Source organism: Flavobacterium olei (assembly GCF_039749035.1).
Lineage (GTDB): Bacteria > Bacteroidota > Bacteroidia > Flavobacteriales > Flavobacteriaceae > Flavobacterium > Flavobacterium olei.
Genome location: NZ_JBDKWC010000009.1, coordinates 133,196 through 156,777 on the forward strand (window position 1 = coordinate 133,196; position 23,582 = coordinate 156,777).

The following is a 23,582-nucleotide window of genomic DNA, read 5'->3' on the forward strand; positions in this document are numbered from 1 at the left end:
CTTTTTATTAAAATTACAGATAATAATTTTTAGACTTTTTATAGTGTGATTCCTGGACTACATGTTTTTATAGAATGACAATGCAAGAAATTGAAAAAGAAAATAAATTATTAATCATGAGAAGAAAAAGAGACGACCTAGTTGGTTGTCTCTTTTATTTTTAGAGCTATTTACAGAAGTATAGCTCCTACCGTTGCAAACAATTAATAATAAGCTCACAGACATCAGGAACGACTACTGATATTTATATTATTACTTCGAGAAATGTAGATGTAGGTAAAATGAACTGGGTTCCAAATTTACATTTGATGGAAACATTCATTCTCATGAAGTTAAAATTAGTGTTTACTTAGGAGCGTACTTTTTTTGAAATAGCTATAGTGAAAAGAATAATGTTCAATTTTTTCCCCATTGATTATTTTGATTATCTCGAAGAAAATCTTAATTCCAATTTTATAATAAAATGCAATACTATTGATTTTGAGGTCTTGTAAAAAAGTTAGGGTAAAATTTTTGCTATGATTATTAGTAAACAAGTTTGTAAGGATAAAAGCGAGTTCTTAATAAAAAGTATGCCCGTTAGAATCAACAGCGCTCAGAAATGATGGCTGTTTTATTTTCTTTATTTTGTAATTGCCTCTCTGTTTATGAGTAGGAGATAGATGAGTTATTTGGTTCTCCGAAGAGCAGTAAAATTCTATACAGTTTTGAGCCTACGCTTCTACAGCTTTGTTTTTTACTGATCTTTCTTTTTCAAACTCCTTGTCCCACGATTTTGGTACAAAATTTAGAACAGTAAAAATTACGACTATTTTAGGTTTCCATCTCCATCTCCGATTCGAACCTAAACTCGGGAGGCCCTAATTTTGCTGAGTTTTTATTTTGGAGAAAAGCAATGTGCCACGATTCTGCCACAAAACTAAAACTGGTGAGAACATCACTAAAATACGCCATAACTTTTTTAATGAATTTTTGATTTACTAAATTTATAATGTGCCACTCTTCTACAATAAACTTGACTCAGTGAAGAATCAGTATAATTCGCCTTATTTTTTTGCGAGGGAACGGTTATGATGTGCAACGCATACTTTTTACATCAATAGCTATGAGAAATTAAGTATTTATACGTGTTTTTCTAGTATGTTTTTCCATTTATATTTGCAGACTTAATATGTTAATATGCCAAAAAACGAAGCTGAACTTGGGAGTTTAATATCTCAGGTTTTAAAAACGGAACAGGTGCATCGGGAATTACCTGCTCGGCTTTTTCTGCAATAGGTGCGGGAGCGGAGAACAAATCAGCCTCTTTGGACTTATTTGTGGTCACTCTGCATTTTATTTCGGGTATATTTCCGATAGTGTCATCAGTGTAGTATGTTACCGCCATGTCGAAAATCTCGCTGTCGTCAAAGGTGCATTCGCCCGTTTTCTTTACTTCTGAGATGATGTATTTAAGGCAGTTTTCCACATTCTTTAAAGCCTTTTCAAGCATGGGCGCAAAAACGGAATCCGACTGGGATTTCTTTTTAAGGAAATCCTCTATCCTTGTTTTGAATTTTTCTGAACCTTTCATAAGGGATGTTTTAAGATTGTCAGCTATTTCTCAAAAGTGCTTCCGTAGAGGTCAAAGCAATATTCCTCAAAACAGAGCCAGCACATAAAAGTGTAATGGGGCAGACGGTGGCGATTTTTCACCGCTTCGCCAAGGGAATCCTCGATTTCCTCACGGATATTTTCCAAATCATCAAGATGTTTGATATAGAAATTTTTACAGTCGGTGTGATAGATAAAATCTCCAATCATCCCGCTGATGCATCCCATTCTCTGCAAATCCTCCAAAAAGGATTTGAGCTGTTCTTTTTTAGTCCCGTCATAAGACCCTAAATCCGAGAGAATGATTTTATTGAATACCCTGCTTACAGAATATTGGCGTATATTGAGTTTGAAAAGGCGTACATAACTATTTTTTTTTTCAGGTTTATACATTAATTCCGACCTTAGAAAGGCAAGTCGTCAGGTTCTTTTTCATTCTGTTTTGATACTGCATTATTTGCTTGGGTGCTGAGGGTTATCGCTGACAAAGGCAATAATCTTGATGTTTGAAGTGTGAAAAGTCAGGTTTCCGTGCGCCTCGGAGTCATTACCGATATAGACATTCAGACCGATTCGTCCGAATAGTTCAACAGCAGTCCCTTTTTTAAGATACTGCGCTACTCCTGTCGAGAGCCAGTAGGAACAATCGATGTAGGTTACAATTTTTTTAACCTCGGTGCTGTTTTTAGGTTTGTAGCTGTCGTTTATGGCAATTGAGAAATTAACCACCTGTTTTTCTGCGTTTACTTTTGCCACTACGGCATCTTTTGTAAGTCGTCCAATGATTTCCATGATTTTAAAATTTAAATGAGTAAAAATTTCAAGTCTCTTTCTAGCTCTCCCAAAGAATATTTTCAAAAGAAAAAACGGGAAAAAAGAAAGCAAGAATCAAGTGTACCGCTTGAGGATGCGCAGTGCTATAAGTCCCGAAGGGCGGAGGAGTGAAACGAAGCCGTTATGCGCATGCAGCGTCCGGGGGACACTATCTTGGCTGACCTTTTAACCCGTTTCGAATAAAAATAGCTTTACATACACATGCTTCGGAGCACCGCCTTAAATAAAAATCGATTGCAGAAAGATTGAAATTTGATATCTTTATCACGTGCAGTAATTTTCAGTTATACGGATTATTCCTAATATTTCAAGACCAAATTCATAGAGGCTCATACTGGGCAGCAAAGCAAAATAAAATATAAGTTCATGAGCAGTTTAAAAGCTAAAGAAAGAATTCAAGAGGTAAAAAAAAGTAAGCAGCTATTTTTAGATTTGAGAGGACTTATGCTCACAGAGCTGCCCGAAGAAGTACTAGAGTTAACTTTTTTGCTGGAAATTGATCTGAGTTACAATAAATTTGAAAAACTTCCTGTGGAGCTTGCCAGACTTCCATATTTACTGCATCTGAATCTGAGCCATAACTACATTATGGAAATTGATTTCGGCTTTACTGATTTCTGCTGCCTGATGAGCCTGGATATATCCCATAATTTTCTGTATTCTATTCCACGATGTATCAGCTATCTAAAAAATGCAGCAATAGAATTTGAAAATAATCCCTTTCTGGTAGGACTGCCGGCAGAAACCGAATTTTATAATTTTCATGAGATTCTTTATTTTTTGGATTTATTAAAAGAAGAGAAAAACATCCATAAATTTTATGAAACTAAACTGATATTTGTCGGCGGGGGAGAAGTTGGCAAGACCACACTGATGAAGGTGCTGCAAAAACCTAATTACAAAGTAGAAGTAGGAAAAGAGGCAACCACACACGGCATCAATATTAACTCCTTAATTTATGATGTTTTATTTCCTGCCAGACCGCCGCATTATAATAATTTCAATGATATAGATGATGTCTATATTTTCAATGAATTCACAAGTTCAATAGGATATAATGACTGGGACGATGAAGATGAAGATAAGGATGAAGATGATTTCTCATTTGGCCGTTATGAGGATGAAGAGGACGATGGAGAGGAAGCTGATTTTACCAGTTTTGTTAAAGATGGAATGCACTATATGCCTGTTGCACAAATCTTAGATGGTTTTAGTGAAGACGAAAGATCCAAAATTTTCTTATCCAAGGATCTGGAGAAACTTTACAGAAATACTGTTGTCAAAAAAGAAGTCAAAATCAACTTGTGGGATTTTGGCGGACAGGAAATTTATCATGCAACACATCAATTTTTTTTAACCAAACGTTCAATTTATGTGTTTGTATGGGAACCGAGGAAAGACAATGAAGAAGAAGATTTTGATTACTGGCTCAACACCATTAAACTTTTAAGCGGCGGAAGTCCTGTTATGATTGTAATGAATAAATTAGATATAAGATATAAGAATATTGACAAGAAATCTTATAAGGAAAAGTTTCAAAATATCCATAATTTTTTTGAGGTCTCCTGCCTAAATAAACAGGGAATAGTGGAACTGAAAGAGGAGATTGAGAACTGCATCAAAAGAATGCCGCATATCGGTGATAAAATTCCTGCATCATGGATAAAGGTAAGAGAGAAAGTAAAGGCGGTCACGGAAGATTATATCAGCTATTCAACCTTTATATCCATCTGCGGGGATGAAAATCTAATAACAGATAAAAGAGAGATTTCACTATTCAGCGAATACATGCACGATATTGGAGATGTCATTCATTTTAAGGAGGATCCCATATTGAAAAACATTGTCATAATTAATCCCCAATGGGCAACAAAAGCAGTTTATAAACTAATTGATACAATCCAAGTACAGAGAAACAACGGTGTTTTCGATATCAGCGAGCTGGAGAATTACTGGGATCTGAAATTATATCCGATGGAGAAACATGTGGAAATCATACAGCTGATGGAACGTTTTGAAATCTGCTTTAAACTGGTAGGTGCTAAAAATACATATGTTATTCCTGAACTTTTGAAAACTGAAATACCTGACAGTGAATTGGCCGATGAGATTCAAAACGGCGATTCTTTAAAGTTTCAGATCAGATACGAATTCATGCCTTCCGGTCTGATCACTAAATTAATATGCAGACTTTATTTCCTGATTTACAAAAGCAACTACTGGAAGAATGGTGTTGTATTTATGGATGATCTGGCCAAAGGCATAGTAGTAAGGTCAAATAAAATGATTACCGTATCAATTTCGGGACAGCAGAAGATAAATCTTCTGGCTGTTATCCGAAATGAAGTAAAATCCATCCACTTAGATTTTAATATGAAAGAAGGAATTGATTTTTGGGAAGAAATTCCGTGCAGTTGTGTACAGTGTGCAAAAGGAAAACCATTCTATTACAGTTACAGTGTCCTTAAGAAATTTTTATCGAGAGGCAAGAATGAGATCGACTGCCATTTATCGACGCTCACCGTTGGGATTAATGAATTGATTTTAGGTTATAATTCTTTAAAACCAGCCAAAAAGCTGATACATGATATATTATCGGCAGCATCTCAGCTTCAGGGACAGAATAAAATTATTATAGGGACTGAGGATGCCAGAAATTCATTTATCAGCGAAAGGCTTTCAAAAAATGGAATAGTTGCCAAGGACCAGTCCAAGTGGGGATCTTCCAGCTCCGGAGTGGCACAGGGAGAACTAGATATTAAGATAGAAGACGGAGAAGGCAATATTGTGAGCATTTTTGAAGGATTGAACCTAAAAAGCCTTGACACGGTTAATTTGTCGAATCACATTGAAAAAACGATTTCAAATTATGATCCGAATGGACTTCCCGAAAAGTATGTCGGAGCCTATTATGGAGGCAGAGATTTTGATTCATTCACAAAAAAATATTTCAATTATATGAAGGATTATGAAATCGAAAATTTTGTATTCAAAAGTACAACTGATGAATCAGAAAGCCTGATACAGGAAACCGAGATTAAAATTTTTAAATCAAAATATGATAGATCTTCACGAGAAATATTCTTATATCATATTCTAATCAATATGGCATAGACAGGCCATTGAATGTGGGAGAGATGCAAAACAAAGTGCCGGCTTGCTGCAATAGATTTTTTTAGCGCCAAGCTGCTCTCTTTTTATCACTTTATTTGCAAAATGTTGATGCTGGTGCTGCAGGATTAACAGCATTTAGTGCAAGAGCCTATAAATAGTCGGATAAGTTCAAAAAACATTTCTGTCATTTTTAACTGAAATAATAATTTATCTGCAAATATTATAGAATTTGACCGGCTACAGCTTCTAAGATTCAGATCAGCTTATCTAACCCCAAATCAAATGCCAGATCCCGGGTAAATTTTGATAATACCTTTTTGCCGAGTTTCTTCTCAGAAATATAATTTCCTAAAGCAAATTCTAAAACCTCCGTTCTGGATTCGAATAGTTTTTTTCCTGAGGAAGTTTTGAACCCGAAGAGTTCATCTATTCGGGTGGCGTCATAATAGTAGCTTTTCAGAATAATTTCCGACGCATAATCTTTATGCTGTCTGTAGATTTCCTGCAATTTAAATGCTGAAGCATTTTTCTGTGCTTTTGCAAGCAAAGACTTGTCTTTACAATGCGTTGATTCTTTAAGAAAAATTTCGAAATCTTTTTTGCTCCCATCCACAAAATCCACATTATTGATGTCTATGCTAAAATCCAAGATTTCAAACATTGAATGGGAGTACGGGTGAAGGTTGTCTTTAAAAGTAAATTTCTTCTGGTTTTTCAAAGAGGAATTACAGGTATAACACGAGGGGATTAGGTTGTAAAAAGATAAAGCAAAATAAGGATGTTTCGATTTGTCTAAAAAATGATCCAAGGTTGGCCTGCATTTCCCATCCGTCACATTGAGCGTGAATGTGTATTGTCTGTTACAGTAAACACATACATTTATATCCATATTTTCTGTGAACTGATATGCAAATCTCCCATCTTTTCTTTTAGTAAAAGATTTATAGTCAAAGACGGTAAATATTTTGTCATTTGCTTTTTTAACTGCCGCTTTTAATTTATTTCCATGAAGACCATGCGTCTTTTTTGAAATATAGGACTGGTAGAGGGGATGAATCTCTGTTTGAAGGCCAGCAAGAACATCTGGAGGGCTCACAATAATCTTTCTGAGGTTCTTTCTGAGTTTTCGAAAGAAATCACGTTCATACGCAGCAAGACGGTGATCCTTCACTATGTCATCTGCCTTTTTACTTAAAGTAAATTCGGACTCCAGTAAACTGTAATATCTATTGGCCATCTGCTTCAGTTCAAAATCAGATTTTAAGATTTTTATCATAGCGACTGAAGGTATTTAATTCTGTCTTTCAGCATTTGTATTTCTTCATCTCTCCCTAATTTCTGCATCCACAAATCTTCCATTTTCCGTTTTATGACAGGTTCTCCTATAACCTGAATAATCTGCCGGTATCTTTCGTTTTTGGACGCAGAAAACTCACTGCTTTTCAAATACTCAATGATTTCATTGAGAATTGTTTTTGAGAAGCTACCAATTGTGGCACCTTTCAGAAAGAAAGCATCAGAGTATAGCGAGTGAATGTTGGATGCAAATGTCAGCTGATGTTTTTCCAAGTCACTAATTTTTGTCTTTAAATTTTCGTCAAGTTCCAGAAAGATTATATTTTCTTTAGGCAGATCGGAAGCGAGAAAAGGAGAGTGGGAAGTCAAAATTAGCTGTATCTGATTATCTGGGAAAAATTTATTTAAAAAATCAGTAAGAACCATCAGATATTCTTTCTGCCACTGCGGATGAAATCCAAGTTCCCCTTCGTCAATTAAGAATAATATTTCTCTTCTAGTTTCGATTCTATTTTTAATGTAATTCAATCTGGAAAAGAGCGAAAGGAATGTTCTCTCGCCAGAGCTTAGTCCATGAAGATTAAACTCAAAAATATTTAATTTGATCGATTCTACGTCATCATCATCCTGTTCAAGCAAAGAAGTCTTTAATTCAAAAAGAGGTCCCTGCATAAAATCTTTGATAATATTCCGAACAGAAGACTCTGGAATGGATAAACCATGCATTCCCCCGCAGAGAATCTCTCCAGATTTGATTTTATCTTCGAAATAGCTTTTAGCTTTTTTAATCTGGTCAATTATGAAATCAGCATCTTCAGGCTCAAACAAACCGCATTTTATTATGTAGCTATACAATGCCCTGTAAGAGGTCAGATTAGAGTTGTAATTATCACGCAGATTGTTAATGAGTCTGCTCACGGGAATTTGTGCACCTGCCGGGGAACTGTAATAGTACTTTAACTGATAGCTCATAACGCAGTACATGATCTCTTTAGAATATTCTATAAGGAACTGATTTTTATAGCTCATGTTAAAAAGATCAAAACGGTGAAAGCTAAGGTATTCCTCAATGATTGTATTTTCTTTGAAATTACCTGATGTTAAAAAGTCAATGCTTTGCCAGTATTTGGCATTATAACCAGTAAAACCTATGTCAATATTATGGATCGGAAAAGTAATAGTAAGGTTAAGCTGTTTTTCAATACTTAGAAAATTAAGGTCTCTGATTGACTGCCAAGATTTAAAAGACAGCAGCTCGCTTTCACCTGAAATCATATAATCAGTATTGTTTTTATGGGCATTATAATCACCAATCATTAGGGATTCGGTTGATAGGTCAAAATAGTTGCGTGCACTACTTTGGTATAGGGCATAACTGTTCTGCACCCCTTCACTATTGAAAATATTGTCCTGATTGAATGCCGGTGAATACGAAATTAAGTAATTCTTTTCAAAGTAAGTTTCCATGAGATTATTGGAGGGAAAACCGAATGCATCCTCCTTGCTTACTTCTGCTTTATGATGTCCTCTAGTATAATTTACAATATCATGCGGTTCAAAAATCTTAATTTTTTTGCCAAGCAGCTGGTCAGGAATGTGTGTGAAATTTATTTTATCCCGTACAATTATGTAATCTGCAGTAACAAGAAAACCAAAGAATTTGGTCTGGTTATTCATTAAGAAATTGGTAAGGGAGAATAAAAGGTTTGATTTGCCGCTTCCATTCTGCCCTAACACAGCCTTAATATCGATGATGTTTTCAGGTAAAATGTCTAGGGAATATTCGTTTTCAACTGACAGATTGAGGTTGAGTGTACCGTCGGAATCAGTACTCTCTATAATAGTATGCAGAGAAACTTTACCTGACAGGTTAAAGCCGGTTTTTTCAATATTCTTGTATTTTCTAACCCACAAGTAAATTAGATTCATATCTTTTAGTAAGCGATAAGTTTGGTAAGTAATTAATTTTGTTTAAAGATAAAAAATAAACTTTAAGTGAAAGAAAAAGCGCACATGTATAAAAAAAAACTATTTTTATCTTTCAAACTATCTAACTGTAATGTATTTATCTAAATTAAAAATTAAGGGATATAAGGCTTTTAATGAAGAGTTTTCAATTAAGTTCAATCCTGGTCTGACGGTTCTTATAGGTGAGAACGGCAGCGGGAAATCTGCTGTCATAGATGCGGTCCGACTGCTTTTAAATGAAGATGAATATGGAAGAATTGGTATCCAGGACTCGCATTTTCATAAGCAGATGACCCCTGTTACAGCGGAAAAAAGCACAGATAGCATCGAAGTAAACGCAGTATTTGCAGATTTAGATATTGAAGAGCAGGTGGCTTATCTGCCGTGGCTTAATGAATCAGATAGTTCCGAAGCGTTTCTTAGTAAAAAGATTACAAATAAATTAAACGGGAGGGGGCAGTTTGATCACAGTATGTGGGGAGGTGAAGCTACATTGGGCATCTTTGAATGGGACCTGCTAAACGCGATCAGCTGTATTTATCTTCCTCCGCTGCGTGATGCACAGAATAAGCTGGAAGCTTATAGAGGATCAAGACTTTCACGTCTCTTTAAACGATATAAACCGAAAAAGGGGGAAGAGGTACATAATCTGGAGAAGCAGTTTAGTGCCTTCAACAAGAAACTTGCTAATGACGACACTATAATTACTGTAAATGATGCAATAAAAAAGTATCTTAAAGAGAGTCTTGGGGCAGTTATGGGGCAGGATGCAATTATACAATTTTCTGAAGTGAGTTATGACCGCATTGTAGAGCGGCTGCGGCTGCTTTTCTATCCAAAGATTTCTGCTGGGGCAGTACCCGGTAATTTTAGAGACATTTCAGAAAATAGTTTAGGCTACAACAATATTTTATATCTCGCTACGGTTTTGGCTGAGCTGGAAGGATTAGAACAAAGCGACACTAAGCACAAGATTCTTCTCATTGAAGAACCTGAGGCTCATCTTCACCCGCAGCTTCAGGTTAAACTGCTCCAGTACATGGAGCAGCAGGCCGAAAGCAGCAATATCCAGGTGATTCTAACGACCCATTCAGCTACTATTACTGCGTCCTGTAAACTAAAATCATTAAATGTTTTAACGGTGCAGGATAATGAGAACCCAATAGCGACATTAATAGCTGACTGTGAAATCAGCCCGGAAACAGAATTCTTTTTAGAGAGATGGTTAGATATTACCAAGTCAACTCTGTTTTTTGCAAAAGGACTGATCTTTGTGGAGGGAATTGCAGAGGCATTGGTGATTAAAGAGCTGTCTGCGATTATAATACAGGAAAAATATCTCCGAAAGACTAATGCAAAGTGCTTGGAAGATTTCGGTATTTCGATCATAAATTTAAATGGTATTTATTTTCAGCATTTCATGCAGCTGTTTAAAGGCTATAAAATTCATGGCGATACTAATACCGTTCAGCCGGTGGAATGTCTTCCCGTTCGGTCTGCGTGCATAACAGACTGCGATCCGGAAAAGGAAAAAAAGCCCCATCCCAAAAACAAATGCAAATGCTGCAATCCGCAAATCTATTTAAAGGAGGAAATGGCAAAGAATTCGGCTACCTGCCGACTATTCAGCAATCTAAAGACCTTTGAGTATGACCTTGCAATGGAGGGAAGAAATCTAATACCTATGATTTCCATTTTTGATCAGTGGATTGACACTGCAGGTTCAACCCAGACTACAATCAGTAAGTGGATCACTGATTTGAACTGCTGGACAGATAACGACTGGAAAACCAAAAATACAGAGAAAGCTGACATAGCTTTTCAGTTATTGTACTTTATTGAAAACTACCAGAATAAAAATGGCCAGAAGTTAGGCAAAGGACAATTTGCACAGAAAACGGCATATAGCATCAGTATTTCTCCAAATGCTTTTACTGTTCCCAAATATATTAAGGATGCGATAATCTGGGTAATAAATAAATAATTATGGAGGATTTGACTTTAGCAGATAAACTTAATGATGTTCTTGGAAGGATAGATAAGCTTGAAATAGACTTAAGTGAGGAGCAGCTGGATTTTATAGTTAACCCCTCAGTTGCAAGCAGTTTTTTAAGCGCATGTCCAGGCAGCGGAAAGACTGAGGTAGTAGGCATAAAGGCTGCTTATGAATTTGCGCATTGGGATGAGAGATTCATGGGGATTGCAGTGCTGAGTTTTACTAAAAATGCGGCTAAGGAAATTTCACAGCGTATCAAGAAATATACTTTGAACGACAATACGCACCATCCGCACTTTGTGGGCACGATAGATTCCTGGCTTCATTCCTATATCATGCATCCATTCGGACATAGAGCGGGCGGCTATGAGGGGAAAAATCAGGATAAAAGCTTTAGAATAATTGATAATAAAGAAAGATACGATTTTCTAACCGGCTACAAGACGATTATCAATCTAAAGCCCTATCAGGAAGCCTGGGTCAATGAATATTACTACCAATGCGGTTCTACGCCCGTGTTGGAATCCCAAAGCAGATATTTGAGCTGTGTTGGACTTTCTGATGAAATCAAAAGTGCAATGATTTACAGGAAAAATAAGTTTTTGAAAGCCGGATTTGCAACCTATGCTGACTGCGAATACATCTCTTACAATCTTCTAAAGGATGATCCTGTTTTATTACAGCTGATCGTAAAGCGCTTTTCCGTTTTTTATGTTGACGAATGCCAGGATTTGTCGTACAATCAGCTTCAGATTTTTCAGCAGCTCTTTGATGCCGGTGCAAAGATACATTTTGTAGGTGACAGCAATCAGTCGATATATGAGTTTAAGAAAGTCTCCATTGAGAAGATACGTAAATTTATAAAACTTAATAAACTGCTGGAAATGCGTCTGACTAAAAATTTCCGAAGCAATCAGCATATTGTAAATGTGTCCGACGGTCTGAGATCATCAGGGAAAAGGGATGACGGAAAGCAAATTATCGGAATCGAAAAAATATTGTTTACTGAATGCTGTCTTCTTTGGGAATATGAAGAGCAGGATTATAAATTGCTTCCACAGCACTTTATAAACAAAATCGAGCAGATTAATAATTCTTTGGAAGAAAACAGCCTGAAAATTAAAATTGATAAATCTGCTGTTCTGGCCAGATCGCACAGTTCTCTTTCTCCATTAAAAAATTCACGCGGCGGAAAATTATCTAAAGCTGAGCTTATAGCAAGTGCGATAAACTGCTGGGCAAGCAGTCCGCGCAGCGGAAGAGATCTTCAGGATGCTCTGCATCAGCTGGGTAAAGCCTTGTGCCAGCTTGCCTATAAGGGGGAAGGCAACCACCAGAATCAGTATTGTCCACAATCTTATACCAACTTTGAATGGAGGGATCTGCTTTATAATTTAATGACAGAATTAAATCTAAATGAGCATAGTATTTTCCCTTTTGGGCAGATTAACTGGACAAACTGGGTTTCTTCGGTAAAAAATGTTCTGGAAAGATACTGGGAAAAACTAAAAACACCGGAAAGTGACTGGGAAAGCGCAAAGAGCAAAGTGCGTTCTCCCAGCGGCTTCGCAAAAATGGAGGTTGGAGAATTTTTTAAATCATCCCAAAATTCGTATTCCAAAAAGCTCAGGCTGACTACATTTCACGATATCAAAGGCGAAACTCTTGATGCTGCGCTGATAATTTCATCTGACAGCAAAAAGAGCAGAGGAGGGCATTTTGAACAATGGATCAGCGGCAGCATAAATGAAAGCGAATATGTAAGATTTGCATATGTGGCTAGTTCAAGACCTAAACACCTGCTTATCTGGGCTATTCCGAAAGGAAAAAACAGCAGTTCTATTTCAAAAATTCAAAAATTAGGTTTTATCGTGAAAACTTTTAAATAAACATTTTTAAAGGTACTGCGTGACAAAAAAGGTTTTAAAAGGCAGAATTTTGACTAATTTTGTTTTTGTTAATTTATTGATTTTAAATTCGTTGTATTTTTTAAATGCACAGAATAAACTTTTTTCTGCACTGCCTAAAGAAGTAATAGGTAAAAATATAAGGGCAGTGTGACAATTATTTTAAATATGAAAACAAAATCCAAAAATGAGCATGACCGTTTCCTTGTCGATTATCTCGGTGAAAAAAAATTTCTTGTCAGCGGAGAAATAGGAACAGTACTTTCTGCAAAGTTTGGAGTAACGGATGTTTATGCCCGAAAAATAATTGAACGGGCCGTAACCAAGGGATTTATCAAATCCTCATCTCCAATTACTTTTGGTAAAGGACAGTATGCTTATTTTTCGGTACATGAGAAACTGACCCTTGATACCATAAAGAAGATAGCCAAACAATACCGTCCTCCGCTTTACAGATTAATTGAAAGCCTGCTGCTGAATTCCGGGATAATTTCTTATTACGAAGCAATAAAAATTACAGGCACACCAGTACATAGGTCAAGCTCAAAAATAGATGATCTGGCAGATCTTGTTGAATTATTAAGGTCTAATAATTATATATATATGACAGCTGATCTGAACAATATTAATTACATTATATTAAGCAGCTTAAAAGAATCTGAAGAGCGTTTGGTCAAAGAGCATTACAGTAAAATGTTTGTCGATTCATTATTTGTGAAAGATGTTTTGGACTGGCTGACAAAATCAAATCTTATACTTTCAGCCGACAGCAGGTATAGAAATAAAAACACTCCGGACAAAGGTGCAGAACATAACAATGTTTTTTGGGATGCATTTGGATATACAAAAGCTACGGGGTTTCATTCATATTCCGGTTCGGCTGATACAGATGCTGAGAAACAGACTTTAGTGGCGCTGGATATTGTCTTGTCAAAGGAGTATTCCCAGATAGATTTAGATGGTTTTATAAGCAGGGTCCAGATTAATATTAATTCTGTGAAGACAGGAATACGCAAGATAATTCCTGTAATAATTTACAAAAGCTGTCCGTCGTTTCTATTAAAAAAAATTAAAGCTCTGGGGTGTCTATGTTACGATATTGGGTCTATATACGGGTCAAATATATTTGCAATTCTGGAAAACATGTCAAAACTTCAGATAAGCCAGAATCTTGAGCGATATGAAGAATTTGGAAAAACGATTGAAGAGACTTTAACAGCTATAAAAAATTCTGGGCAAGAAGATCAGTTAAAAGCTATGAAAGGAGCTCTTTTTGAAGTAATGATATATCAGGTTTTAAGACACAGGTATCCTTCAGCTGAAATTACTGCCAACTATTATTACTCAAAGGAAATGTTCAATGAAGAGACTAATAAAAATGAAAAGCGCGGATTCGAGTATGATTACGTGATTAGGTCCTCAAATCCAAAAGAGATAGTGATAGTTGAATTAAAGGGCTATCATTCAGAATATGAAATACCTTTGGGAACCTATCAAACAAAGAATTCAATAAAATGGTTCTTTAACAGGACGCTGCCATTTATAAAAGAAAGATTTCAGGCAGATATTGATTTTGGCTATAAGCTAAAAGCAGCTTATATAACTTCCAGTAAATTTGAAAAAGAAGGGATTGAACACTTAGCGGCACTTAACGATGGAAATTTCAGGGCAGTAAATCTTGAAGTATTCTATGACCGTGCAAAGCTCATTAAACTTATGGAATTAAATGATTTCGTTTCTCTTATTAAAATAATTGAAAATTTTTATTAAAAGTATTTATACTATACAAGTTAATAGCTCCTGGTCTTTTGTGTAAACTTAATGGAAAAATAACGCTGTTGAAGCTTCAAGATATTAATATAAGTGTCAGATGTATATTAATTTTCAGTTTAAAAAAACCGATTCTTGATGTTCAGTTTCTAAGTCCTTGAGTCAAACTTTGGTATTTGTAATTTAAACTGCTGTAAATTAGTTATATTGATGTTGTAAATTTATCATTTTTTCATTTTATGCCTTGGCAGATTGATCTCATGTTCCTGCGGATAGGGAAGTCTTTCGGTCGTGCTGACATCTTCACGGATAAGCTCCTGTGTCCTGAACTGGTCTTTGGCGTCCATATAACGCGGATCCGGTATAAAGGGCATTTTGGCCATTTTGTGGATGGTGATCGTCGGGAAATGATAATCAATTTCCACGGTCCCGAGCAGCAGGTAACAGCCTCCCCCCTTGAAAGGATACTGCACAAGGGAATCCGGAAAATGGGCCGTATCGAAATACGCGCCCTCATTATCGATCCAGGTGCCGAAATACATATTGCCTTTTTTGGTCGGGACCTGTTTGGTCGAAATCAGATAGGCCAGCATCCGCACCTGTCTTTTATGGCAGGAGGGCAGGTCGCGCACCTTTATATCCCCGCGGTGCTTGGTCTGGAGCAGGTCAAAGACCGTGCAGGATACCGGAAAACTCAGCAGTTCGATTTCATCAAAGGCATCTTCAAATACGGACCTTTCGAGCGTTGGGAGCTTGTATTCCTTTACCGGCTGCTGAAGCAGCATGAGTCCCCGGTTTTCGGGCTTGAAATTATTTAGCAGCAGGCTGGCAATGACCAGCAGCTGGTTTTTGGTTTTTCCCGTAAAACGGAAAGCGCCGATGAAAATCAGGATCTTTACCCCCTCAATTCCTATCGGGACGCGGTTGATGAACTCTTCCAGTGACTGGTACAAACCGTTTCTTTCCCGCTCTGATGCGATGAACTGCGCCATTTTGGAATCCAGGCTCATCAGGTGCATAAAGCCCAGGTAAACCTCATTTCCATAAAGGGTGGTCTCAAAAGTACTTTTGTTCACGCACGGATTATGGACTACCGCGCCTGCCATCCTGGCCTCATGCACATAGACCTCAAGCCTGTAAAAACCGCCCCCGTTATTGATGACGGCAACCATGAATTCTACAGGATAATGGACCTTGAGATAAAGGCTTTGGTAGCTTTCCACGGCATAGGAGGCGGAATGCGCCTTACAGAAGGAGTACCCGGCAAAGGACTCAATCTGGCGGTAAATCTCCTCACTGAGCTGTCTGGGATGTCCTTTTAACGCACAGCAGGCAAAGAAATTATCCCTTACTTTCTGCAGTGCGGCCTTGGAGCGTCCCTTTCCGGACATGGCACGTCTTAGGATATCGCCGTCTGCCGCCGGAAGCCCGCCGTAATGCAGGGCAATTTTAATCACATCCTCCTGATAGACCATAATGCCGTAGGTTTCGCCCAGCTGCTCCTGGAAAACCGGGTGGAAGTACTCAAATTGGGAAGGGTGGTTGTGACGGAAAATGTATTCCTTCATCATGCCGGACTGTGCCACTCCGGGACGTATGATCGAGGAGGCGGCAACGAGCGTTTTATAATTGTCGCATTTTAATCTTCGCAGCAGACCGCGCATGGCCGGGCTTTCAATGTAAAAGCAGCCGATGGTTTTTCCCTCGGAAAGAAATAAATTAGCGGCAGGCTCATTTTTGGATATCGAAGTATCACGGATGTTGATCCGGATGCCCCTGTTTTTTTCGATCAGCCTGACGCTCTCGTCAATATGCCCGATACCACGCTGGCTCAGGATATCAAATTTTTCAAATCCGATGTCTTCCGCCACGTGCATGTCAAAAAGTGCGATCGGAAATCCTTTTGGAGGCATCTCCAGCGGGGTGTAATTGGTGATCGGCTCTTCGGAAATCAGGATGCCGCAGGAATGCATGCTTCTCTGATTGGGGTATTTCTCTAGCATCATGCCGTACTGCTGCACCAATTTTACAATGGAATTGGGTTCATGAAACTTCATCGGGTTTTTGGCCAGCACATCGAGTTCTTCTTTGGGAAGACCAAATACTTTTCCGACCTCCCTGAAAATTGACCGGTATTTGAATTCGACATTCGTACCGCAGAAGGCCACATGTTCGTAAGTGTAGCGGTTAAAAATATATTCCAGGATGACATCCCGTTCTTTCCAGCTCCAGTCGATATCGAAATCGGGCGGGCTTTTGCGGTTCTCATTTAGGAAACGCTCAAAATACAGATCCAGTTCCAGTGGGCAGATATCGGTGATGCCCAGACAGTAGGCCACAATACTATTGGCGCCGCTTCCCCTGCCGATATGCAGAAAGCCCTGACTGTTGCTAAAACGGATAATATCCCAGGTGATCAGAAAGTAACCGCTGAACTCGAGCTGGCCGATAACCTTGAGTTCCTTTTCCATGCGTTCCCTTGCGCGAATATTTCGGGTGCCGTAACGCCATACCAGTCCCTGTTTTGCCAGAGAGGTTAAGAGATCTATGTCGCTTTTCTGGCTGTTGGTATAGTATTTTTTATTTTTCGGTGTCTGGAAATCATAGCTGAAATTACAGTGGTCTATAATTTTCTGTGTGTTGGCAATGATGTGGGGAAAGTGTTCATAGAAGCTTAGAAGTTCTCCTATGGGAATCATTTTATCTGACTTTCCACAGGTATCGGAGGGAGCCAGCCTGGAGAGAATTACATTGCGGTCGATGGCACATAATATCCGGTGCAGGTTGTATTCCTTTTTAGACCGGAAGGTCACCGGCTGGAGAATGACCATTTTATCCTGACGGTCCTTCCACCTGGATAACACCAGTTGCTGCATCTGGTCGGGACATATACCGATAAATTCATGAGGACGAAGTTTTTCTGGTGCATTTTCCAGGGGATAAATCACAAAAACATTTGAAAAAGAGGGCGCGAACTGTGGCAAAGGTTTCTTCTCGAAATTATACCCGGTCAAAAAACGGTTCATCTCAGAGAGTCCCGCCGCATTTTGGGCAAGCCCGATAAAGCGAAGCTGGAATTCCGAGCGGAATTCCATTCCTACTAGTGGCTTTATGCCGGCATCACCACACTGTTTGATAAAATCGTAAATGCCCGTTACCGTATTGATATCGGTAAGGGCCATAGCGGTAACCCCGCAGGCAACGGCCTGAGGCACGAGCTCCTCCAGCGGTATGGTGCCATAACGCAGGGAATGAAAAGAGTGGCAGTTGAGGTACATGGCTTTTCAGGGTTTGCGTTTTAAGATTTCATTTTTGGTATTGGGCTTAAAGGATGCGCCGGCGCAACGCATTACCGCATCAAAACCATAGCGGCTTTTCATGCGGTCCATCGCCTGGTAAAGGGCCAGCATTTCTTCGGTATCCTGGAAAAGATCTATCTGATAGGTGCCACGTACCAGTCCGCTGAAACGCACGCCGATAAGCCTAAGGCGCATACGGCGCTGGTAGAGTTTATCAAAGAGTTCCTGCACGGTTTTGGTCAGGATATGATCTGCCGAGGTATACTGCACGCGGCACTGCTTGGTTTCGGTATCAAAATTGGCATACCTGATTTTAACCGTGACCGTCGAGGTCAGCCACTGCTCGGCGCGGAGTTGATAGGAAAGTTTTTCCACCATGCCCAAAAGCACCCTGTTTAATTTTGGGATGTCAATGGTGTCCTGGCTAAAGGTATGCTCGGTTGAAACGGATTTTCTCTCCGTATAGGGTTCTACGGGATGGTGGTCAATGCCGTTGGCTTTTTTCCAGAGTTCCATGCCGTTTTTGCCGATCATCTGCATCAGTACATCAGCGGGCATTTCTGAAAGCGTGCGGATGGTCCGGATCCCGATCCGCGAGAGCGTCTGAAAGGTCTGTTCGCCAACCATCGGGATTTTTCTAATGGAGAGCGGGTTTAAAAACGACTGCACCAGATGCTCGGGGATCTCCAGGTTCTGTTTCTGTTTGCCTTCCCCGGTCCCGATTTTCGATACGGTCTTGTTCACAGAAAGCGCAAAGGTGAGCGGAAGGCCAGTTTCCTTGGTGATGCGCTGGGCGAGCTCATCGGTCCATTTGTAGCTGCCGTAGAATTTATCCATTCCGGTGATGTCCAGATAAAATTCATCAATGCTCGCTTTTTCCACCACGGGCGCTTTTTCCTGGATGATCTCGGTAATGTCGTGTGAAAGCCTCGAGTAGAGCTCCATGTCTCCTTTCATGATTTTGGCCTGCGGACAGAGCTTCATGGCCATATGGATCGGCATGGCAGAGCGCACGCCGAATTTTCGGGCCTCGTACGAGCACGAAGCCACAACGCCCCTTTCCCCGCCGCCGATGATCAGCGGGATGCCGTTAAGCTCTGAATTGGTGAGTCTTTCGCAGGAAACGAAAAACGTGTTCATGTCGATGTGTACAATTGCCCTTGTCATAATTTCTATTCCTTTATACGAATCAAAATTAGTGACAGATACTAACAGTTGTTAAAAATATTTTGTTCTAAATAATAACAAAATTCTAAAATCCTTATTTTTCAGGGATTTCAAAAGCATGCTTTTTTAGGCCCGAAATCCTTTATTCAGAATTTACGCATCGCCCTTTTTTATAAAGTTATTTTGTACTACCTGCTAATAGAGCATTTTAAATGCAGCTGTTTTGGAGTGATACATCAGATATAAAAAAGACAGCCCCGCTTAAATAATGCGGGGCTGTCTTGCAGGAGGCAGTCTCTTAAATTAAACAGCGGTCTGGGTTTCAGAAGCAGCTTCAGTGCTGATTTCTTCGAAAGGGGTTTGCTGTATTTTTTCCACAGCAGCCTTCTGGTCCGTTTTTTTCATAAGGTTATAAAAATCCCTCAGGTGCCACCATGCGGAACAACGTTCCACCGGACCGTTAAAGTTCCGGATCGTGCTGTAGCAGCTCTTTAAAAAAACCTGGGTATCGGTGATGTTGGCCCAGGGGGTCAACTGGACTTCCCCGGGTGGGGGATTGCTCTCAAAATAACGTTTAATTTCTTCGGGATTCATATCGCGAAAATAAGCAATTAGTGCAGACGGGTCAAGGGATGACGCGGGATAATGGGGGCGTTTTTTTTTATGCTGGATCTATATTCTCTTTTAGGAGCTGTTCCCGCTATCCGTTTCAATCTTCTGCGCCGAACCCCGTCGCAGAAGGATTTTCTCTGCTATCGGGGCTAAATAATGACTATGATAGTTACATAAATCGAGCGTTAATTCTTTACATCTTGCTCACAATAAATTTTTATAATATATCTCTGAAATCCGTCCATTATAATTTTGCTTAAGTTCTGTTTCAACCGATTTAATTAATGGTTTAATACCCTTGAGACTCTTCAGTATATATATGTTGTCTGCAGCTAATATCCATTTTGCATCAAAGTCTCTATAGTCATATTCATTAGGATCCAGCAGCCATTTTTCAAATTCGGAAATATGACCGAATCCCTCCAGAAGTTCTGATTTTCTGTCAATTTCCAGAATATTTAATAAGATTATAAAATTATGAAACGTGTGGCCTTCAAAAACAGGCTTCCCTTGAATAAATTCATTATTAAAACCTTTTTCCCGGTTAAGTTTTATTTCTTCGATATACGTTTTAAAATAGTCTTTCTTTTTATAATCGTATAACTGCATTCTAATCAGATGGTCATAAATTTGGGAATGGAATTTTTGGTCGAGCATTTCTTCAATTTCAGTATGCAAGATTTGTCTGCATGGATCATCAGTAACGTTGAGCAAATAAGAGACCGTTCTCCATTTATGGATGCCGTCAATATTGCCTTTTACCTTATTTATTAGCCGTTTATTGCTGATTTTTGTATCTGGAAAGAACTTATGCAGAGCCACTGACGTGTCTTTTAAAAGCCCTTCGTACTTGTTGTTGTTAGGTTTATCTCTGTCGACAGCAATTTCTAATATTTTAATGAGCTGTTCTGGTAAAAATGATCCTCCTTTTTTCCGAATAAAGGTTCCTAATTCTTCTAAATGATACCATGCCAATTCATCCTCAATTAATAAATAATTAATAAGCACCTGAGATAATGGACTGAAGTTTTTTTCTGAAATATCAATTTTTGATAAAAGGGTAAATGCATTTGATACGAGCCCTAAATATCTTTCTTGAAAATGAAAGTCAATCAGATACTCTTTTGTGATGCTGTTTTTATATGGGGTATTTGCAAACATTCCAATTCCGAAGTATGATTTTAACAGATTGGTGATACTGTTTACAATTTCAATTTCGGATTTTTCATTGATTTTTACTGAATCGGTTTTTGAAAGGATTTTTTTAAATTGAGCAATATCTACATTGATCAGGAACTCCTTTAAATAATAAGATTTGAAAGAAGCTATTCCTTCGCCTTTTGTTAAATAGCTATCCACAAAGGCCGTAAAAACTCTGGCAGTGAGAAGTTTATAATCGCTGAAAACATTGTAAATGATTCTGTTTGTGTTTAGATGCAATTGAAGCCGGTCATATTCATATGCCAGTTCATTGATATGATTTGAACCAAAGGGACTTTGATGCTCGCCCTTATCGTAATATGCCTTTAAGACAGAAATGTTTTCTGCTAATTTTTCAACTTCATTTTTTACTGATAAAAACAGCTTATTGTCTTTGATATTGTGCAGATAATTCCTGACCTCGTCGCTAATGCTGTATTCTATTTCTTCATAGAGGATTTTGTTTAAATCAATATTTCGTATTTCCTGCTTAATTTCAAAAGTGTCTTGAAGAGTCTCATCTTCCCATACTAAATTCAGAAGGTATTTCATATTCAGCTTTGCCAAGAAGTACTGGACTTCAAAACCTTCTTTTCCTTTAATTCTTTCGCTTAAAGCCTTGTATATATTAAAAGCATCCTTGTAGTTGTTTGCCGATACAAGGTAATTGCCGTAAGCATATTCTAGTGTTACGTGCTCTTCTTTATTTTTCCCAGCTTTAAGTCTGCTTAAAAGGTTTTTGAAATCCAGAGTTTTGAAATTGCAGGAAAGGCAGTCGCAAGGATTGTATTTTAGGATGTCAATATTTTTGGAAAATCCTTCTTTATCTGAAAACTGAAAATGCTGCTTATGGGAAAAACCTATTACGTTTGATCGGGCAATAATCACTTTTTTATAATCTTCAATACAGCTTATTTTGGTAATCTGGCAGTGGTTTAGAATCCTTACCACTTCATAAATCTTGTCCTTGTATTCTATTACCCGGCTTTCCTCTAAATCTTTTTTTAGAACTTCACTAATTGTTATGGCCCCTTCGTTAAAATCCAGACCTGTAAATAATTCGTAAATCTTTGGATTTATGCTAAGCAGGTTATTGTCTCTGTAGTGCCAAACATTTTCATTCAGGATATTAAATGGCTTGATGCCTACCAGGTAATTAGGGTCAATATATTGAAGGCCATTGAACTGGATTAATGAAGTGTGTATCTCATCTAAGATGTGTCTTGGTTTTTCATTTTCATTTATTTTTCTCAGGCTGATATCGTAAAGTTTATCGGTGGCTGATCTTCCTTCTTTTATTATAAACCGGTCTTTATGGAATAGATATAGAATTTCCTTAAGTTTACTTTCAGTGGCGAGGTCCTCAAGAAAAAACACCTGATAGCTGCCTTGAAATTTTGAAGAATAAAATCTTATTTCTCTAAAATTTGAAACAATGACCCAACTGCAGTTTACTCCCATTTTCGTCGCATATTCAAATGCCTGCGCAGCAGGAGATTTTGCATCAGTTCTGTTCTGTTTTTTATCCAGTTCAGTATTTGCATCTTTGATTTCAATTACCGCCCTGACATCATTAAGGGTTTTGTCCTTGGAAAAAAAGCCCAGCACACCGTCTGGTTTAGTACCGTCTATTCTGCTCTTTGCTTCTTCTCTTAATGTCCAATAGTTTGGGGTGCCGTAATTAAAGCCTAAAATGTCACCGAAAAATTCATTTAAAAATCTAGATTTAAATTCTTCCTCCTTTGCATTTCCAATTTTTCCCGAATGCATCTCCCTTAGCAAGCCGTCAATAATATTTCTGGCCAGTCTTATATTGGGCACATTAGATAATTTGAAGTTGGGAATGTAATTCGAAAGGAAATTTTCTGAGAACAAAGGATCCATAAAATAAGTTTAAAAAATAAAGATATTAATAAACTGCCAGAGTTCAATATGATATGGTTTTTCTTGGAATTTTTTATAATAAAATAAAAATAGCAAAAAGCAGTTGAATATTTTCCCGCTATTGTGCCATGGTTGCTTTCCGTGTTCCGCATCCTTTTTTCCATTCATGCCTTGGGAATGTGAAGAAGCATACTTTCGTTTAATTCCATCACAAAGTTCGGGCGCAGGACTTCGGTTCGCCGCAAAAAATTCCCCCATAAATGCAGGACATCCGTCCTGCTTTATTGCGTTGCTTTCTGCGCTCGCTTTCCCGTGCCCGGTGCAGGTGCTGTTATTAATCTTAAATATACAGTACCATGAAAACAAATGAAAACAGCAGCTGGAAAACCGTATCGGAAATCGACCTGATCTACAGAACCAAAATTAAAAGCTCCGAAAGACCCCTTATTACTTCTTCAAGATCTGCCTATGCGATTCTCAGGGACTGCTGGGATCCCGATAAAATTGAATTCATCGAGCAGTTCAAAGTGCTGCTATTGAGCCAGTCCAATAAGGTCTTGGGCATTTATGAAGCCTCTTCAGGAGGCATAGCCGGAACTGTCGTTGACATCAGACTGCTCTTTGCGGCAGCCCTTAAAGCCAATGCCGTAGGGTTCATAATCACCCACAACCATCCATCAGGAAATACTGTCCCATCAGAAGCCGATAAAGGCATTACCAGAAAGATTAAATCAGCAGGAGAGCTGCTGGACATCAAGCTGCTGGACCATCTGATCGTGACAGCTGACAGCTACTATTCCTTTGCAGATGAAGGCGCCTTATAGCGCCTTTTTTCTTTTTTTTTAAATATTGTTTCTGCCCTTATCATGGAGGCTTGAAATGCTGTAAGATTAGAGGAAGATCCTGTAAGGCACCGCTGTTTATATCGCTGTAAATTTGTCT

15 protein-coding genes are annotated in these 23,582 nt (G+C 38.4%); 5 read left to right on the plus strand and 10 right to left on the minus strand.

From position 1 onward, the window contains the following. Positions 1-813 precede the first annotated feature (813 nt). The 4 genes from ABEB31_RS20945 to ABEB31_RS20960 all read right to left on the minus strand — a co-directional run bounded on the left by ABEB31_RS20945 (position 814) and on the right by ABEB31_RS20960 (position 2,385). A complete protein-coding gene (locus ABEB31_RS20945; protein ID WP_347053611.1) occupies positions 814-954 on the minus strand; it encodes a hypothetical protein in 141 nt (46 codons plus the stop codon). A 220-nt stretch (positions 955-1,174) separates the two neighbouring features. Continuing rightward, complete coding sequence (locus ABEB31_RS20950; protein ID WP_347053612.1) at positions 1,175-1,573, minus strand: Cas9 inhibitor AcrIIA9 family protein; 399 nt, start codon at positions 1,571-1,573, stop codon at positions 1,175-1,177. Between the two features lie 23 nt (positions 1,574-1,596). Next, complete coding sequence (locus ABEB31_RS20955; RefSeq protein WP_347053613.1) at positions 1,597-1,986, minus strand: DUF7222 domain-containing protein; 390 nt, start codon at positions 1,984-1,986, stop codon at positions 1,597-1,599. Positions 1,987-2,046: 60 nt separating this feature from the next. Then, entirely contained in the window at positions 2,047-2,385 is a 339-nt protein-coding gene (locus tag ABEB31_RS20960) for a single-stranded DNA-binding protein (RefSeq protein ID WP_347053614.1), read from the minus strand. 408 nt (positions 2,386-2,793) lie between these two features. Here ABEB31_RS20960 and ABEB31_RS20965 point away from each other — a divergent pair, with 408 nt between their 5' ends. Further along, entirely contained in the window at positions 2,794-5,541 is a 2,748-nt protein-coding gene (locus tag ABEB31_RS20965; RefSeq protein WP_347053615.1) for a COR domain-containing protein, read from the plus strand. Positions 5,542-5,794: 253 nt separating this feature from the next. Here the strand turns inward: ABEB31_RS20965 and ABEB31_RS20970 are convergent, their stop codons facing one another. Both ABEB31_RS20970 and ABEB31_RS20975 read right to left on the minus strand, forming a co-directional pair. Further along, the gene (locus ABEB31_RS20970; RefSeq protein WP_347053616.1) at positions 5,795-6,817 is read right to left on the minus strand and encodes a hypothetical protein; all 1,023 of its coding nucleotides are present in this window, start codon (positions 6,815-6,817) and stop codon (positions 5,795-5,797) included. After that, the gene (locus tag ABEB31_RS20975; RefSeq protein ID WP_347053617.1) at positions 6,814-8,766 is read right to left on the minus strand and encodes an AAA family ATPase; all 1,953 of its coding nucleotides are present in this window, start codon (positions 8,764-8,766) and stop codon (positions 6,814-6,816) included. The genes ABEB31_RS20970 and ABEB31_RS20975 overlap by 4 nt, the downstream gene beginning before the upstream one ends. 130 nt (positions 8,767-8,896) lie before the next feature. Between ABEB31_RS20975 and ABEB31_RS20980 the strand changes: the two genes are divergently transcribed. From ABEB31_RS20980 to ABEB31_RS20990, 3 genes are all read left to right on the plus strand, one after another. Further along, positions 8,897-10,789, plus strand: coding sequence for an ATP-dependent nuclease (locus tag ABEB31_RS20980; RefSeq protein WP_347053618.1), 1,893 nt, complete (start codon positions 8,897-8,899; stop codon positions 10,787-10,789). 2 nt (positions 10,790-10,791) lie between these two features. Next, positions 10,792-12,690 (plus strand): UvrD-helicase domain-containing protein, encoded by a 1,899-nt coding sequence (locus ABEB31_RS20985; RefSeq protein WP_347053619.1) that lies wholly within the window; start codon positions 10,792-10,794, stop codon positions 12,688-12,690. Positions 12,691-12,876: 186 nt separating this feature from the next. Next, positions 12,877-14,478, plus strand: a complete 1,602-nt coding sequence (locus ABEB31_RS20990) for a hypothetical protein (protein WP_347053620.1) — start codon at positions 12,877-12,879, stop codon at positions 14,476-14,478. A 224-nt stretch (positions 14,479-14,702) separates the two neighbouring features. Here ABEB31_RS20990 and ABEB31_RS20995 read toward each other — a convergent pair whose 3' ends face one another. The 4 genes from ABEB31_RS20995 to ABEB31_RS21010 form a co-directional block, all read right to left on the minus strand. Beyond that, the gene (locus tag ABEB31_RS20995) at positions 14,703-17,756 is read right to left on the minus strand and encodes a DNA polymerase III subunit alpha (RefSeq protein WP_347053621.1); all 3,054 of its coding nucleotides are present in this window, start codon (positions 17,754-17,756) and stop codon (positions 14,703-14,705) included. Positions 17,757-17,762: 6 nt separating this feature from the next. Beyond that, complete coding sequence (gene dinB / locus ABEB31_RS21000) at positions 17,763-18,944, minus strand: DNA polymerase IV (RefSeq protein WP_347053622.1); 1,182 nt, start codon at positions 18,942-18,944, stop codon at positions 17,763-17,765. A 303-nt stretch (positions 18,945-19,247) separates the two neighbouring features. Then, positions 19,248-19,538 carry a DUF6965 family protein gene (locus ABEB31_RS21005; protein WP_347053623.1) on the minus strand — a complete coding sequence of 97 codons (291 nt, stop codon included), beginning with the start codon at positions 19,536-19,538 and terminating at the stop codon, positions 19,248-19,250. Between the two features lie 222 nt (positions 19,539-19,760). Continuing rightward, positions 19,761-22,640, minus strand: a complete 2,880-nt coding sequence (locus ABEB31_RS21010; protein WP_347053624.1) for a type IIL restriction-modification enzyme MmeI — start codon at positions 22,638-22,640, stop codon at positions 19,761-19,763. A 356-nt stretch (positions 22,641-22,996) separates the two neighbouring features. On the opposite strand from ABEB31_RS21010, the gene ABEB31_RS21015 reads away from it, so the two are divergent. After that, positions 22,997-23,464, plus strand: a complete 468-nt coding sequence (locus ABEB31_RS21015) for a JAB domain-containing protein (RefSeq protein WP_347053625.1) — start codon at positions 22,997-22,999, stop codon at positions 23,462-23,464. The last annotated feature ends 118 nt before the right edge of the window (positions 23,465-23,582 follow it).

What these genes read in the sequence shown, in the direction of transcription:
- ABEB31_RS20955 (WP_347053613.1), bottom strand. Translation starts at nt 1,986, where the DNA reads ATGTATAAACCTGAAAAAAAAAATAGTTATGTACGCCTTTTCAAACTC.
- ABEB31_RS20985 (WP_347053619.1), top strand. Translation starts at nt 10,792, where the DNA reads ATGGAGGATTTGACTTTAGCAGATAAACTTAATGATGTTCTTGGAAGG.
- ABEB31_RS20960 (WP_347053614.1), bottom strand. Translation starts at nt 2,385, where the DNA reads ATGGAAATCATTGGACGACTTACAAAAGATGCCGTAGTGGCAAAAGTA.
- ABEB31_RS20945 (WP_347053611.1), bottom strand. Translation starts at nt 954, where the DNA reads ATGGCGTATTTTAGTGATGTTCTCACCAGTTTTAGTTTTGTGGCAGAA.
- dinB (WP_347053622.1), bottom strand. Translation starts at nt 18,944, where the DNA reads ATGACAAGGGCAATTGTACACATCGACATGAACACGTTTTTCGTTTCC.
- ABEB31_RS20995 (WP_347053621.1), bottom strand. Translation starts at nt 17,756, where the DNA reads ATGTACCTCAACTGCCACTCTTTTCATTCCCTGCGTTATGGCACCATA.
- ABEB31_RS20965 (WP_347053615.1), top strand. Translation starts at nt 2,794, where the DNA reads ATGAGCAGTTTAAAAGCTAAAGAAAGAATTCAAGAGGTAAAAAAAAGT.
- ABEB31_RS21015 (WP_347053625.1), top strand. Translation starts at nt 22,997, where the DNA reads ATGAAAACAAATGAAAACAGCAGCTGGAAAACCGTATCGGAAATCGAC.
- ABEB31_RS21010 (WP_347053624.1), bottom strand. Translation starts at nt 22,640, where the DNA reads ATGGATCCTTTGTTCTCAGAAAATTTCCTTTCGAATTACATTCCCAAC.
- ABEB31_RS20980 (WP_347053618.1), top strand. Translation starts at nt 8,897, where the DNA reads ATGTATTTATCTAAATTAAAAATTAAGGGATATAAGGCTTTTAATGAA.
- ABEB31_RS21005 (WP_347053623.1), bottom strand. Translation starts at nt 19,538, where the DNA reads ATGAATCCCGAAGAAATTAAACGTTATTTTGAGAGCAATCCCCCACCC.
- ABEB31_RS20990 (WP_347053620.1), top strand. Translation starts at nt 12,877, where the DNA reads ATGAAAACAAAATCCAAAAATGAGCATGACCGTTTCCTTGTCGATTAT.
- ABEB31_RS20975 (WP_347053617.1), bottom strand. Translation starts at nt 8,766, where the DNA reads ATGAATCTAATTTACTTGTGGGTTAGAAAATACAAGAATATTGAAAAA.
- ABEB31_RS20950 (WP_347053612.1), bottom strand. Translation starts at nt 1,573, where the DNA reads ATGAAAGGTTCAGAAAAATTCAAAACAAGGATAGAGGATTTCCTTAAA.
- ABEB31_RS20970 (WP_347053616.1), bottom strand. Translation starts at nt 6,817, where the DNA reads ATGATAAAAATCTTAAAATCTGATTTTGAACTGAAGCAGATGGCCAAT.